The organism is Sphingomonas paeninsulae (assembly GCF_003660165.1).
GTDB classification, from domain to species: Bacteria; Pseudomonadota; Alphaproteobacteria; order Sphingomonadales; family Sphingomonadaceae; genus Sphingomonas_O; species Sphingomonas_O paeninsulae.
Genome location: NZ_CP032828.1, coordinates 149,680 through 163,975 on the forward strand (window position 1 = coordinate 149,680; position 14,296 = coordinate 163,975).

The following is a 14,296-nucleotide window of genomic DNA, read 5'->3' on the forward strand; positions in this document are numbered from 1 at the left end:
GTCCAGTTATCGTCGAATGCCCTCCCTGTACATAGAGCTTTTATGCGCCCTTCCCCTGGTTGATAAAGGTGTCCATCGGTCTCATGCCTGGCTTATCGATGAATCACGGCGATCTTCGCCCTCGTTTCCAGTTTGAAATTTCTGATAGTTGTAAAACGTCGCATCTCGGCCCGAACTTACCGAGGAACTCCTCGGACTTGGCAAGCTCAAGGCCCATCGGACCTAGCTGCCGCGCCCCCCTCCCTGCCTACTGACCAGCGCCATATCTTTCCGGCCATCGTTAATCTCCCCTGTCCATTACCAACTGCGGCCGAGTCGGCGCCTCACGGTCACCTGCTTGCTCGGCGAGCAATCACCGTGGATTCATACTTATCACGCGCAAATGTCTTGGATCGTGATATTATGATGATGAGAACGACGGCAGTGCTACATTCTGCCTGTTAACCTCGCTTAACTCCAAGCGCAGGCACCAATGAAAGTTGGCTAGGCATCCCGTATGGAATGCCTGCCTCATCAGTTGGCACAACGCGCTCGCATTTGGCATTCTATGGGCCAAGGCGCAGGAGATTAGCAAAAGCGCCGTTGAGCTGCATTAGGCTGTCTTTCGAACAAATTGATGGCCCGTTGTCGATCGTAATAAGAGGTTAACCGATGTCATCCTTGCCGACTCCCGCTGGCGTAGTTGCCGAAATGGCATCCCGTGCCACACGATTTGAAACGCCGTGTGGAGACGGTAGCATGGTGTGGCACAGTTGGGGAAAAGGGCCGCCGCTGGTCTTGCTTCATGGCGCCCATGGCTCGTGGATGCATTGGATCCGGAATATCTCGTACTTAGAAAAGCACTTTTCGGTGTTTGCGCCGGATTTGCCCGGTTATGGAGGATCTAGCCTTCCGCAGCGTCCAGACGATGCGGACAGCTTCGCTGAGGCCATCGCGCAAGGCATTCGTGCGCTCATCCATTTCGATGCCCCGGTCGACGTTGTTGGGTTCTCGTTGGGTGGAGTACTGGCAACCCATCTCGCTGCGATCGCACCGGACATTGTCGGTCGGTTGATCCTCGTCGGGACTGGCGGTCTAGACACGCCGACTGGGCCTATGCCTACGATATCTTACCGCGGCTTGTCAGCCGCAGACGATATTATCGCGGCCCATCGGCAGAACTTGTTAGCCATAATGCTGCATCATCCGGAAAACGTAGATCCGCTTGCTCTCTATCTCCAGTCGATAAATATTCCGCTGGCACGAGTTAATCCTCGCCCCTTGGTTATGCCGGATCGCCTTTTGCACGTCCTTCCGCGCACAGACGTACCAATTGATGCCATTTGGGGTGAGTTTGATGGTCCCCATCCGAATCCAGAAGTGCAGCATGACGTTCTCAAGCGGTTCCGGCCAGATTTGGAGTTTCGTGTCGTCAAGGGTTCCGGACATTGGGTGATGTATGAAGGCGCGGAAGTCTTTAACCGCGAGCTCGGCAGCTTGCTGGCGCTACGTCATTGAGGCTGCGCCTAATCCGATAAAAAATTGGCGAGCTGATAAAAGTCGCGCCGCTGGGAGAAAAATATGTCCATCGACAGTCATCGCACTTCTTATGATGAAGGACACGCGCTTTTCAGGCGGGTTATACGACGTTTTCTAAACGAGCATTTGGTTCCGAATATTGAGCGCTGGGAAGAACTCGGCGTTCCGGATCGTTCGTTCTGGCGTCAGGCAGGAGCGGCAGGAATCCTGGGTGTTTTCGTTCCAGAGGAGTATGGTGGACCTGGCGGGGATTTTCTTTATCGCGTGCTATTGGCCGAAGAATTGGGCTACTGTCCTGCGGGCTCGAGCGTCGGTGGATCGCTAGAGATCGATCAAATGGCTGCTTACATTCTGGCCGTTGGCACCGAGGAACAGAAACGCAAATGGCTCCCTGCGATCGTCTCGGGCGAAGTTATCCTTGCGATTGCAATGACCGAACCCAATGCCGGCAGCGACCTTCAGGCGATCAGAACGAAGGCAGTCCATGACGGGGAAGACTATATAATCAATGGCACAAAAACCTACATCACCAGCGGTGCAATTGCCGACCTGATTTTGGTTGCTTGCAAGACAGATCCGACCAAGGGAGCTGCCGGTATCTCGATGATAATGGTCGAGGCAGACACAGTCGGATTCAGTCGCGGCAAACCGCTAAAAAAGATGGGTATGAAAGCCAGCGACACCACAGAGCTGTTCTTCGTCGATGTGCGCGTTCCGCGAACAAATATCTTGGGAGAGGAAGGTGCTGGTTTTAAGTTGATGATGTCCGAATTACCCAAGGAGCGCTATAATATAGCGGCCCGAGCTCTCGGAACTGCCTATGCAGCCTATGAAATTACGCTCGGTTTTGTCAAGGACCGGACAGCTTTTGGTAAGAAGATATTCGATTTTCAGAATACTCAGTTCGTGCTCGCCGACATCAAGACCGATCTCGCCGTCGGAACAGCGTTTTTCGATTCCTGCCTATCCGAAATGGCGGCGGGAATTTTTGACAACGAACGATCTGCTATGGCGAAGTTATGGCTGACGGAAATGGAAGCGCGCGTGGTGGATCAGTGCGTACAGCTTCACGGCGGCGCCGGTTACATGGACGAATATCCTATTTCCAAACTTTACACCGCAGCGCGGATTCATCGAATTTATGGTGGCACATCGGAAATTATGCGGATGGCTATTGGGCGCACGTTGTAAAGCCGATAACCATCGTGCATCCGGCGCTTCGTTTTTCTTATTGCCGTGATCGCCAGCATAGCCGTACCAGACTATCTATGGTAGGTTTTTGGTCAGGTGCGGCGCTTCTAAAGTGCCCTGATATTCTCGGCGGTCGCCTTGGGCTCGGCCGCAGGTATCAGGGCTGGATTTCGTCCGTTAAGGTACACTCAACAAGATCACTATTTTATGAGCTGGGCGTGGCAACCTGAAGGCTGATCCACGTCGCCCCATCGGGTGATCCTTGTCCCCTTGCGCATAGCGGCTCCTTATCTTTCCGGCTTGGTCTAGTACCGAGCAATGGGTGCCGCTATTTCAACATGGCAGCGCGGTATCTCGGGAGCATAGAACGAAACGTTGTTCGCTCGACAATGCCTGCGTACTTCCCGGTCTACAACCACGCTTCTTGATCTGTGACGAGCGGGTTATCTGCTAGCCACGCAGCTGCTCGGGTCGCTGCCGCGACGGGCACGGCAGCGTCGCCTTCTGAGTACAACTTCGTAAATCGCAACAAGGTAATCCGCCAGCGACCATCACCTTCTTTGTGCAACTCATGCAGATAATGCCCCCCGATAATGCAGCTGCTGTCGTCAATTACAAGGGTGGCGCGGACATGCGAGCGCACACGAGCAAATCTCCCTTCAATTGTTATTTGGAAGTTACTGATTAGGTGCTGGGTCGCGTCATAACCCGGTATGCGGGTAAGGATCCATTCGAAAATGTTTGTCCTGCCCGAAAATGGTTCGCCTCCAAAGACGGACACATAATCAAACACGACATCTTCGCTCAAGAACTTTTCCACTAACATGAACTTTTTCACGTCCTGGACAAGCGCAAAACCGCTTATGACTTCTTCAACCGCCGAACGGTCCAGCATATATTGCAGGGACGAATTATTCGAAAAGCTCTCTACCATGGTCATGGCTGCCTCTAACAGAAGGATTTAGTCAATCAGCATGCTCGTAGATTATTTCGCGACACCTGAAACGGCCTAGCGCCGCCACCATTATCCATTTCCCCAACATGCATAAAATATCATCGGTGCCCTTCAGGCCTTGGATGGAATGGCGCCTAAGCCAATTCCTGACCCACGTGATCACATCCGGATTTCTGGGTGCGGGTCGCCATACCTTTCTCGTCTCGAAATCGGCGTCAGTATACGGCCATGAACATGAGTCGTATCTTTCATGCATACGTGTCATATTTTTCAGCGCTGGTGATAAAGAGGGTGCCCGGTCGCGCTGGTCCGAACATGACTTAAATGGTCGCCATCGACGTTGGCAATAAATAAATCGCGGAGATCGGGTCCGCCGAATGCGCAGTTTGTGGGGACACGCAGTGTGCTGCCGTCGCTGCCATCCGGGCGATCTACGAACGGCGACCAGCGACCGTCCGTATCTATGACAATGAGTTGCTGGTTTGATTCCTCAAAATGGCCGTTATCCCCGTACCCCGTTAGCGTCACATATAATGAACCATCTGCTGCGAAAGCCATTCCGTCGGGATGCGATGGAAAATCGCTAGAGTATACCTCTGGATGTCCAAAGGACCCGTCGCTCTTTATTTCTATCCGCAAGCAGTCACTACGAGTAGATTGCAGAACATAGACTGCCGATTCCTGTGGGTCTATTGCAGTGCCATTGGCGAACCAGAGGCCGGTAGCAACTATCTCGCTTCGGCCGTCGGTCCTGAACCTGACTAACGAGCCGGTCGGCTTTGGATTCTTAATTTCCTCGAATACGTTATCGATTGTTAAATCAGACGAAATGGAAACATACAAATTTCCATCCGCATCGAAGGTTGCGAAATTCGGAAGCGTCAGTGCAGTATCTCCGGCACGATCTGCAAACATCTCTGGCCGTCCAAGACGATCTACCTTGATGATTGCTTGCTTTCCGAGATCGCAATAAAAAATATTGCCCTGCTGATCCATCGTGATCCCGTTAGGGATTGATCCCGAAGGTAATGTACAAAACTCGACAACCTTCTCGTCAGGCGTCACTTGATAAATGATGCCATTCCGACCCCCGCCGTACACAAAGTTGTTCTTATCGACAACGACGCCCTCTGAACGGAGCACACCTTTTCCAAAAGCTCTGACGTCCTGCAAGTCACCCCTCCTAGGCTTTTCATCTACGCATATCATATGGTTAGCGACTTAACGCGTACAACTCGAATTTCTTCTCAAGTCAGCAAGCCCGCTTCAGTCTTCCAAGCTTACGTAACGCTCATACTCCGCATAGAATTGCCGAATTAGGATCTCCTGCTCCGAGTATATCGAACCTTTGAAGCCATCCGATCGTAGTCGCTTTTGTATTTTAGGCATGGTTGACGCATCTTGGCTTATTACGGGGCCCAATGATTCTAGATCATTCTTATCAAGGTAGACAGGCTTCCGTATCGATTTGCCGCTACGATCAGCGTCGCTCGGAATACCCATATAGCTTGGCAGCTCGCGCCCTGGCAAAGCCCAGATCTGGCTAATATAAGTCAGCTTTTCCGGATCAGTCGGATGAGGCAACCATCGCTGCACGAGTACGCCCTCCGGATGGGTATTGAATGTGCACGAAGGAAAAAGCTTGACTGTCCAATCGTCAATGAGCTGCTCATCGTCGAACATGCTAAAATCATATCCTGCTGTTTTTGCATTCGCTCTTTTCGATTTGATTATAGCCTCTCTTACGTCGGCAGGTCCTCCCTGAAAGGTCACGGGATCGATACCCGCTTCTCTCATGAACAGATTATGCTCATCGGTAATTTTTGCGTTCAAACGATGAGCATACTGCTCGCTCGGTATGAGAAACCGCGATATTGAAGCGCTATGTCCATTAGGGAAAACATCCCGTTGGGTGCGATACGTATCAGCGAGCGGTATGAGTTGAGGGTGTAACCCTTGCAGATGATAACCCTCAATAAACGCTTCGAGAGCCAATTTCCAGTTAGCGTCCCATTCTTGGCGCTTGTCGGACATTCTTTTCATCTGCTCAAATGGATAGGCATCAAGACGAGCAACAAATTCTGCACCCAAATACTCTAGGAGGGGGCAGCATCTCGATCCATAGAGATAAAAATCCATCCCTTCCATGAATCCACTCGGATTTGTTCGATATCAAGGTCATGATCAAGTGCTTCGGCACGAAAACTTTCGCGATCCGTAACCTTTATACATTTGCCCGCAAGGTCGTACTGCCACAGGTGGAATGGGCAGTTAAACCTGACATTAGTACCAAAATCCCGGGCCTCGAGCTGCATTCCTCGATGCTGGCACACGTTGTAGATCGCCTTGAGGCTTTGATCTGCCTGACGCACGACTAAAATGGATTCCGGTCCAAAGTCTACCTTCATGAATGAGCCGACCTCAGGCAGATCGCTTTCATGACCGCAAAGGATCCAAGCTTTACGCCAAATCTTTTGCCATTCGAGCGTCATCACCGCTGACGATGTGTAGCGCTGCTTATCGTCGTGCCGTTCCGTGCCAAAATCTACATATAAGCGTTTCTGATCGTTTCGTTTCGCCCCCGGGATATGCTTTTCGCCGTAGACCGCGTGTTCCGGATGGAACGGCGTATAGGGTACATCCGATTGCGCCATTGTGATTTTCGGATCGTCCATAAAAAGTCCTTTTCGTTAAACCTCTGGCAACTGTTTGACGCGGTCGGTCCGCGTCCATGTCCATGTTGAGTTCCGAGAAGCCATCAATACGCCTCGGCGCTTGTTGGGGAGTGCGACGCAACCTCCCTCGCGCTATGACCACGGCGGACGAGGCGTCCTGGAAGTTTTCCTGTAGCCTGCCCATTTTTGAAAATGGGCTCCCCGCTAACGATCGTCCAGCGATAGCCTTCCGCACGTTGATGGAGGCGCCGGCCGCCCGCAGGTAGGTCGTAACAAACCTCAGGCGAGTACAGCCGGAGCTTTTGATGGTCGATGACGTTCAAGTCACCTTTAAGACCAACAGCGATACGGCCCCGATCTGTGAGACCCACCAAGTTGGCGGGGTCTACCGTTAACGCCTTAATAACGTGAGAAAGTGGCATTCTCTCGCGCTTTCTGTCGCGCACCCAGTGGGTTAGCATGAACGTTGTGTAGCTTGCATCACAGATCAAGCCATAGTGTGCGCCTCCGTCCCCCAAAGCAATCACGGCATCGGGATGACCGGTCAATTCGACAACGAAGTCTAGATTGCCTTCTCCAAAATTTGCAAAGGCACAATATAATATCGCGTTGCCATCATTTTCCATCAACAGGTCGTAAGCAAGCTCTGCCGGGGTCACGCCAATCCTGGCTGCCCGTTCGACCATACTTTCCTCTGGGGCCGGCTCATAGTTGGGCGGATCGCCCAAATAAAACATTCGCTCGAACAGACGGCCATAGCGGTTAAGCGGCAGTGTGGGGTCCATTGGCGTTTCTGAAATTAACCTGGCGCGGACGTCAGGCTTCCGCAATTCAACCATTTTCTCATCGAGCGAAAGACTAGCCAATGGTCCGTAGCTCGGGCACAATAGAAAAGGATTATTTGACAAGTTATGGCCCAACAGCATTCCGACCGGGCGAGGAAATGTTTGAGGTCGCAGCTCGACGCCGGGACGACGGTTTGCCGCATCGACCCAGCCCAAGATCTTGCGCCATCGATCGGGATACCGGTTAGACTGCGCCAATGTGAATGTTACGGGTACCCCGCTCACCTGCGAGATTCGCTCTAACATGGAGACATGAAGGCGGGTTTCTTCTTCCTCTGGCTGGTTCAATTCGGGAACGAGCTGGAAGACGCCATTCTGCCGACCGCCGATTGCCGTAGCAAGGGAGACAAGTTCGTGCTCGTGCGCTTCCCAACTCGGAAGGTGCTCTCCATCAGCGCGTCGATGAGCGTCGACGAGGGAGGACGCGACGCCCATCGCACCTGCCGCTATCGCTTCGGCGACAAGCCGCTTCATCTCGCTGAGATCGGCGTCGGTAGCGGGTTCTCGTGCTGCGCCTCTTGATCCCATGGCGTAGATGCGCAACGCAGAATGAGGAAGATACACACCGAAGTCGATGTCATGCGGACGCTTCTCGACCGCGTTCAAGAATTCAGGGAACGTTTCCCATTCCCACGTCAGCCCTTCGCTCATAACGATTTCAGGAATGTCCTCGACGCCCTCCATAGCGCTTATCAAAAGCGCCTCATCCCCGCGGTGAACAGGCGCAAAGCCAACACCACAATTGCCGGTTACCACGGTCGTTACGCCGTGGCACGATGACGGCAGCATCTTTGTGGCCCAGATAAGCTGTCCATCGTAGTGGGTGTGAATATCGACAAAGCCAGGCGTAACGATACAACCAGCCGCGTCGATCTCCTCGCCCCCGACGCTTTCTATTTTCCCGATTTCAACGATCAGGCCGTCTCTGATCGCAATATCCGCCTGATATGGTTCGCCGCCGGTTCCATCATATACCAAACCATTGCGGACGAGCAGATCTGTCGACTTAATCATTGGGCACCTTTGGGTTGCATCGCGGCCCTACTTTCGGCCTCGTGCAACCATACCAGCACTTGGGATATCTGTACGCACCGCCTCGCCATTCCTCGTGCAAAGTCCATATGGAATGCCTCCCGCTCGCAGTTGCGCCATCCAGCGTTTTGATGAAAATCGAGAACTGAAGAGACGAATCCAGCGATGATAAAGGGGAGTTTTATGCGAGCGATGGCGATCAATGCGTTCGGCGGTGGCGATCAGTTGAAGCTGATTGATCTGCCGAGCCCAGAACCCGGACCCGATGAAATCCGGGTTAAGCTTCAATACGCGGCAGTAAACCCAGCGGAGTGGAAATTCCGCGAAGGGTTCGGACAGAGATTCGCCTCGTTCAAGACAAATTTCCCTTTTGTTCTAGGCCTTGAAGGCGCAGGCACAATTGACAAGGTCGGAGCAAGCGTGACGCAATTTGTGCCGGGTGATCGTGTCGTATTTCGGTGCGATCAACGCTCTGGCGCCCCCGGCTCCTACGCGGAATTTGCTGTAACCAAGGAGAATGCAGCTGCCAAAATTCCTGATGGCATCTCCATAACCGACGCAGCGACGATGCCCGTTGCCGGGCTCACCGCCTATCAAGCTGTGGCCCACACCGGAGGCGTGGCTCCAGGGCAAGTTGTTTTGGTACATGGCGCCGCGGGCGGCGTCGGGGGTTTTGCAGTACAGTTCGCCAAGGTTCTGGGGGCGCAGGTTGCCGCCACGTGTAACACACGTAATGGTGACTACGTTGGTCAGATGGGTGCTGATCACCTCATATTCTACGATGCGGGCTCCATCACTGATGCTGCGCGTCTATGGCGGCCGGAGGGTTTTGACTCTATAATTGACTGTGTTGGCTACCACAGCCTGAAGGAGCCGCTTTCTTTATTGAAGTCAGGTGGCATCGATGTGCGCATCATAACCCTGTCCGATAGCGATGATGAAAGCCCAACTTCGGAGGAAGCGGAGCGCGAGGGCAAGCGAGCGATGGTCAAGGTCGTAGATCGCGCCACGGCCCAAGCCGACATGAGAGAGATTCTGAAGCTGATGGTGGAAGGCAAGGTAAAGCCGCCTGAAGTGACGGTACTCCCTTTGGTGCAAGTCGCTGAAGCCCATCGTTTGCTCGAAGAACGTCAGGTGCGCGGGAAGCTGTTGCTGCAGGTTGCCTAACGGACGAGAAGCTCAGGCCGGCGGCCGCAGTCTTTGAAGTTGTGGGTACCTTGATTGTTAATGTGTATGGTTGGACCGACGAGCCGACGAACGCCTCCTCTTCCCGAGGGTCGTCGATCCGCCAGCATGCATCTTCGCGGAAGGGACCGGTGAGCTGATGAGATCGTAGCGAAAATCACTTGCCTCGGCCGCCCTTCCATCGCCGGAACAACGGTGGCGATCGACGCTGGCTGCCAAGCTTTGGAGCTGGCCGCGCCTCACTTCTAAAGACAGGAATAATGATGGATTATCAGCATATTATCTACGAGCAACTTGGTCCGGTCTTGCGACTCTGGCACAATCGCCCCGAAGTGCGCAATGCCGAGGGTCGGCAGCTGCTCGAGGAGCTCGATCATGCCGTCCAGCGAGCCAGCGCCGACGCGAGCGTCCATGTGGTGATCTTTGCAGGCAAGGGTGATCACTTCTCGGCGGGCCATGACCTGAAAGAGTCGATTCGGGATAGACCAAATCCAACGGTCGAACAGCGCTACGAATATGAGTTAGAGCACTATTTCGAATATGGCTTGCGCATTTATGACATGCCTAAGCCGACAATCGCGCAGGTTCAGGGCGCATGCATCGCGGCGGGCTTCATGGTCGCCAATATGTGCGATCTGATGATAGCTTCGGATGACGCATTCTTTTCAGATCCGACAGGGCACACACTGGGCGCAGCCGCGGTGGAAATGCTGATACACCCCCATGTCCTTGGCATGCGAAAGGCAAAGGAAATGCTGTTTACTGGCCGCAGGATCACAGCGCAGGAAGGTCTGGAGGTCGGCATGATCAATCACGTCGTCCCGCGCGCGGATCTCGAAGCCGAGACGCTCAAACTTGCCGAACATATTGCTTCGGCACCCCCCTTCGGCCTGCGGCTAATCAAGCGCTCGCTCAACCGGACACTGGACGCGGCGGGGTTCCGCACGGCACTGACGGCACATTTCGACGCGCATCAGCTTTCCCATGTCAGCGCCGAATATCAGCGGGTTTGGCAAGAGCGTCAGGATAATGCTGCGAAGGGTGGCAAGACGTCCTTCGGGCGGCCAGTCGGCACTGAGGTCAAGGCTTGACCATTCATGAATCTTAACTTCAGCCCTGAAGATCGAAACTTCCGTGCGGAAGCGCGCGCGTGGTTGGCCGACAATGTTCCGCAAGAACGTCCCCCTTCGCACAGCGCGGAACTCCGGGCCTTCGAACTCGCCTGGCAGAAGCGCCAATATGACGGTGGCTGGGCGGGAATTCCCTGGGCGAAGCAATATGGCGGACGCGGAGCGACGCCAATCCAGCAGCTGATCTGGTTCGAAGAATATGCCGCCGCAGGGGCGCCGCCTGTGGCATGCCTCGTCGTCGCTCTCAATCATGGCGGGCCGACGCTGATCGTGCGGGGATCTGAAGAGCAGAAGAGCTTTCACTTGCCCCGCATCCTCAGTGGTCAGTCCGTATGGTGCCAGGGCTTTTCGGAGCCTGGAGCAGGATCCGACCTCGCCGGTCTACGCACCCGCGCGGTGATTGAGGGCGATCATCTTGTCGTCACTGGCCAAAAAATATGGACGAGCTACGCCGATGTCGCTGATTTCCAAGAATTGCTTGTCCGTACGGATCCGGGTGCACCCAAGCATAACGGGCTGACTTGGGTAATTTGTGACATGCGCGCGCCTGGTATCGAGGTTCGGCCAATCCGCACAATGGCTGGGCATGAGCACTTTTGCGAAGTATTCTACGAAAATGTGCGGATCCCACTGTCCAATGTCGTCGGTGCGGTCAACGATGGCTGGAACGTTGCCATGGCCACGCTGGGCTTCGAGCGCGGCACCGGTTATGTTGGTCATCTTAGTCGTCTGGCTTACGCCATTGAGGAGTTGATCTCGATAGCCAACTCGCCGCGTGGCGCCACCGACACAATCCATGCGCAGCTGGCAAATTGCCGCGCGGAAATAGCGGCGTTGCGCGCTATGACCTATATGGGCATCTCCCGGCCGGGTGATACGCCGGGGCCCGAAGGTTCAATGATCGCGCTTGGATATGGCGAACTCAATCAGCGCGTTCATCGCGTCGCGATGGAGATCATTGGATCGAGTTCGCTTGATCTGGATTCCTGGTCCTCAAAATGGGGCGTCGCTTACCTCGACAGCTTTCGTCAGACGATTGCCGGGGGCACCTCCGAAATCCGGCGCAACATCATCGGCGAGCGCGTGCTCGGCCTTCCCCGCGGATAGTACAAATGCTCCAACTTCTCCCTGATGATGACCAGTTGCAGATCGTCGATGCCGTTCAGCGTTACGTACGCGATGAGTTCCCGGTTTCGAGATTACGGTTGGAAAACGAGAAGCGGCGTGAACTTCCCCGTTGGGCGGAAATCGCCGAGCTCGGCTACCTTACTATCGCCTTGACCGAAGCGCTTGGCGGGGCCGGGTTTAGTATGGCCGAAGAGGTTCTCGTCTTTCGCGAGTTCGGCCGTGCACTGATTTCGCCCGTCGCGGTGGCAACGACGGTTACGGCGCATGTGCTGGCTGCCGGTGAACGGCAAGACCAGATCGTCGCGGCGATTGCCGCCGGCACAACACGCGCCGCGCCTGCCGTTTGTACCAGCGACGGGTCATTGCTCGTCATCGACGGCGATCGCGCGAATCTGGTCGTTTTGCGAGACGAACAGGGATTGTCTATTTTCGAGAGGCAGGCGTTGCGTCCGAAGGGGCAGGCCCGCTCTCTTGACGACAGTGTAGGACTTGAACGGGCTGAGATCGTCGGCAAACCTCTAATGGTCGGCACTGCTGCGGATACGCGGCACTATCAGTTGCTCATAGCGGCCATGCAGGTTGGCTTGGGCGAGCAGGCGCGTGACATGGCCGTCGCCTATGGCAAGGAGCGCATCCAATTTGGCAAGCCGATTGGAAGCTTCCAGGCCATCAAGCATCGCTGTGCCGATATGGCGGTGGCGAGCGAGATGGCTTATGCTCAGCTGCTGTTCGCAACGATCGCCGAACGCGATGGCGCACCCGGATCACCATTCCAGGTCCATGCGGCCTGCCTGCTGGCCGGGCGTTCGGCGGCCGAAAACAGCACCGGTGCAATCCAGGTTCACGGTGGCATCGGCTTCACCTCTGAGTTCGACTCGCATCGCTTCGTCAAACGCGCGCGCGTGCTCGATCAGCTTGGCGGCGATGCCACTGTTCACCGCACCGCCCTGCTGACCGCCTCCTTTCCCGCCTGATCTATCCATGGAAAGTCAGAACCACTTGAGCTACTTTGCCCGGATCAAGGACGCGCTCACCAGGCACCCCGACCTGCGCGCGATCGAGGACGGGCAGATCTGGTACAGCTGGAGCATGGTAGACACTATTGCTAGCCAGCTCGACGCCGTCCTGACCGAGGCTGGGTTGGGTACAGGTAGTCCGGTCGGTCTGGTCGCCCGCAACCGGATGCCGCACATTGCCTCACTCTACGGGCTGCTCGCCACAGGTCGGACGACCGTTATGATCTATTCGGCATTTACCCCTGCCGCGCTCGCCAAGGAATTAGAAAAGCTTAAACTTCCTGCGATTCTAGCCGATAGTGAAGATTGGACCGAAGAAACGCTTACGGTTTGTCGGACCACTGGAGCAATCGCCCTGCAGCCTACAAAGGATCCTGCGTGTCCGATCAAGATCGTCGCTGAGGGCAATCGGGCTATGCGCGGCAAACAACGTGAGGTCACACCCGGGGTGGCGATCGAGATGTTAAGCAGCGGTACCACCGGCGTTCCAAAACGCATTCCGATTTCGTGGCGCACGCTCGAGTTGACGGCGGAGGATGCCGCGATCAACTTCCGCGAAACAGGGCTGGGCATGGGTAAGGATGGTCAAGCCAGTCCCCTTGTTCAGCCTGCTCCTCTTGCTAACATCGGTGGCCTTTATGCCGTCGTGACAGCAGGTATTCAGGGCTGGCCGTTGGCGCTCCTGGATAAATTTGGCGTAGATCAATGGCTGAGCGCGGTGAAGCGGGTCGAACCGCAGGTGTCTTGGCTCGCGCCAGCGGCCATCAGTGCTATCTGGGATGCGGGTGTTTCTGCAGGAGATCTCGGCAGCCTAGTTGGCCTCCGAACCGGTAGCGCGGCGCTTAGTCCGCGACTTCAGGACGCATTCGAGGATAAATATGGTCTCTCCATTCTGCTGGCTTATGGCGCGACCGAATTTTGTGGTGTCGTCGTGCTCTGGACATTGGCTGATCATGCTATCTATGCGAAGTCTAAGCGCGGCAGCGCGGGCAGAGCTCGGCCGGGCGTTAAATTGCGTGTCCGCGACGCCGAAAGCGGCGCGGCGCTGAATGCTGGCGAAGTTGGCATTCTTGATCTGAGAGTCGATCGGATCGGAGGCGACTGGATCGCGACGACTGACCTCGCTTCAATCGACAGCGATGGATTCCTTTTCCTGCATGGTCGTGCCGACGATGCGATCAATCGCGGCGGATTTAAAATAATGCCGGTTCCTGTCATCGACGCGATATCCAAACATAGTGCTGTACTGGAAGCGACTGTCGTCGGCATGAAGGATGATCGCCTGGGCGAGGTCCCGGTCGCGGTGCTGGCCCTGCGCGATGGTTATAATCTGGAGGACGGCGAGATGAAAACCTTCTTGCGCGACCAATTGCTGGCCTATCAGATACCGGTCGAATTCCGCATAGTGCACCGTCTGCCGCGTAATCCGTCGCTCAAAGTCGACCGTGAAGCCGTGCTAGCAATGTTCGCGAATGCGAAGCTCGCGACTTCCTGATACGACGCGCGGGTGGGCCTTTACTGACCTTCACTCGCGCACTGAGACGGTGGATAATTGAGGGCTTGTCCTGGATCATTGTTTCGCCAGCTACAATCCCGCTGTTTTGTCAGGGGCGCTCTAGGA

At 55.0% G+C, this 14,296-nt stretch carries 12 protein-coding genes; 7 read left to right on the forward strand and 5 right to left on the reverse strand.

All coding sequences use genetic code 11. The annotated features are described in order from the left end of the window. Positions 1–738: 738 nt before the first annotated feature. Both D3Y57_RS01900 and D3Y57_RS01905 read left to right on the forward strand, forming a co-directional pair. Positions 739–1,497, forward strand: a complete 759-nt coding sequence (locus D3Y57_RS01900) for an alpha/beta fold hydrolase (RefSeq protein WP_162986881.1) — start codon at positions 739–741, stop codon at positions 1,495–1,497. A 63-nt stretch (positions 1,498–1,560) separates the two neighbouring features. Next, positions 1,561–2,709 (forward strand): acyl-CoA dehydrogenase family protein, encoded by a 1,149-nt coding sequence (locus tag D3Y57_RS01905; RefSeq protein ID WP_121150850.1) that lies wholly within the window; start codon positions 1,561–1,563, stop codon positions 2,707–2,709. Positions 2,710–3,118: 409 nt separating this feature from the next. Here the strand turns inward: D3Y57_RS01905 and D3Y57_RS01910 are convergent, their stop codons facing one another. From D3Y57_RS01910 to D3Y57_RS01930, 5 genes are all read right to left on the reverse strand, one after another. Beyond that, a complete protein-coding gene (locus D3Y57_RS01910) occupies positions 3,119–3,649 on the reverse strand; it encodes a nuclear transport factor 2 family protein (protein ID WP_121150852.1) in 531 nt (176 codons plus the stop codon). 285 nt (positions 3,650–3,934) lie between these two features. After that, positions 3,935–4,837, reverse strand: a complete 903-nt coding sequence (locus D3Y57_RS01915) for an SMP-30/gluconolactonase/LRE family protein (RefSeq protein WP_162986882.1) — start codon at positions 4,835–4,837, stop codon at positions 3,935–3,937. A 93-nt stretch (positions 4,838–4,930) separates the two neighbouring features. Then, complete coding sequence (locus tag D3Y57_RS01920; RefSeq protein WP_162986883.1) at positions 4,931–5,755, reverse strand: SRPBCC family protein; 825 nt, start codon at positions 5,753–5,755, stop codon at positions 4,931–4,933. A 5-nt stretch (positions 5,756–5,760) separates the two neighbouring features. Next, positions 5,761–6,339, reverse strand: a complete 579-nt coding sequence (locus D3Y57_RS01925) for an aromatic ring-hydroxylating oxygenase subunit alpha (protein WP_121150858.1) — start codon at positions 6,337–6,339, stop codon at positions 5,761–5,763. Between the two features lie 83 nt (positions 6,340–6,422). Further along, positions 6,423–8,198: an N-acyl-D-amino-acid deacylase family protein gene (locus D3Y57_RS01930; RefSeq protein WP_121150860.1), complete on the reverse strand. Its 1,776-nt coding sequence runs from the start codon at positions 8,196–8,198 to the stop codon at positions 6,423–6,425. 183 nt (positions 8,199–8,381) lie between these two features. On the opposite strand from D3Y57_RS01930, the gene D3Y57_RS01935 reads away from it, so the two are divergent. From D3Y57_RS01935 to D3Y57_RS01955, 5 genes are all read left to right on the forward strand, one after another. Then, on the forward strand, positions 8,382–9,383 hold the full coding sequence (locus tag D3Y57_RS01935) for an NADP-dependent oxidoreductase (protein WP_121150862.1): 1,002 nt from the start codon (positions 8,382–8,384) through the stop codon (positions 9,381–9,383). A 281-nt stretch (positions 9,384–9,664) separates the two neighbouring features. Next, positions 9,665–10,492 carry an enoyl-CoA hydratase gene (locus D3Y57_RS01940; RefSeq protein WP_121152057.1) on the forward strand — a complete coding sequence of 276 codons (828 nt, stop codon included), beginning with the start codon at positions 9,665–9,667 and terminating at the stop codon, positions 10,490–10,492. A gap of 6 nt (positions 10,493–10,498) precedes the next feature. Beyond that, complete coding sequence (locus D3Y57_RS01945) at positions 10,499–11,638, forward strand: acyl-CoA dehydrogenase family protein (protein WP_121150864.1); 1,140 nt, start codon at positions 10,499–10,501, stop codon at positions 11,636–11,638. Between the two features lie 5 nt (positions 11,639–11,643). Beyond that, complete coding sequence (locus D3Y57_RS01950) at positions 11,644–12,633, forward strand: acyl-CoA dehydrogenase family protein (RefSeq protein WP_162986884.1); 990 nt, start codon at positions 11,644–11,646, stop codon at positions 12,631–12,633. A 25-nt stretch (positions 12,634–12,658) separates the two neighbouring features. Next, positions 12,659–14,170, forward strand: coding sequence for a class I adenylate-forming enzyme family protein (locus D3Y57_RS01955; protein ID WP_162986885.1), 1,512 nt, complete (start codon positions 12,659–12,661; stop codon positions 14,168–14,170). Positions 14,171–14,296: the final 126 nt, after the last annotated feature.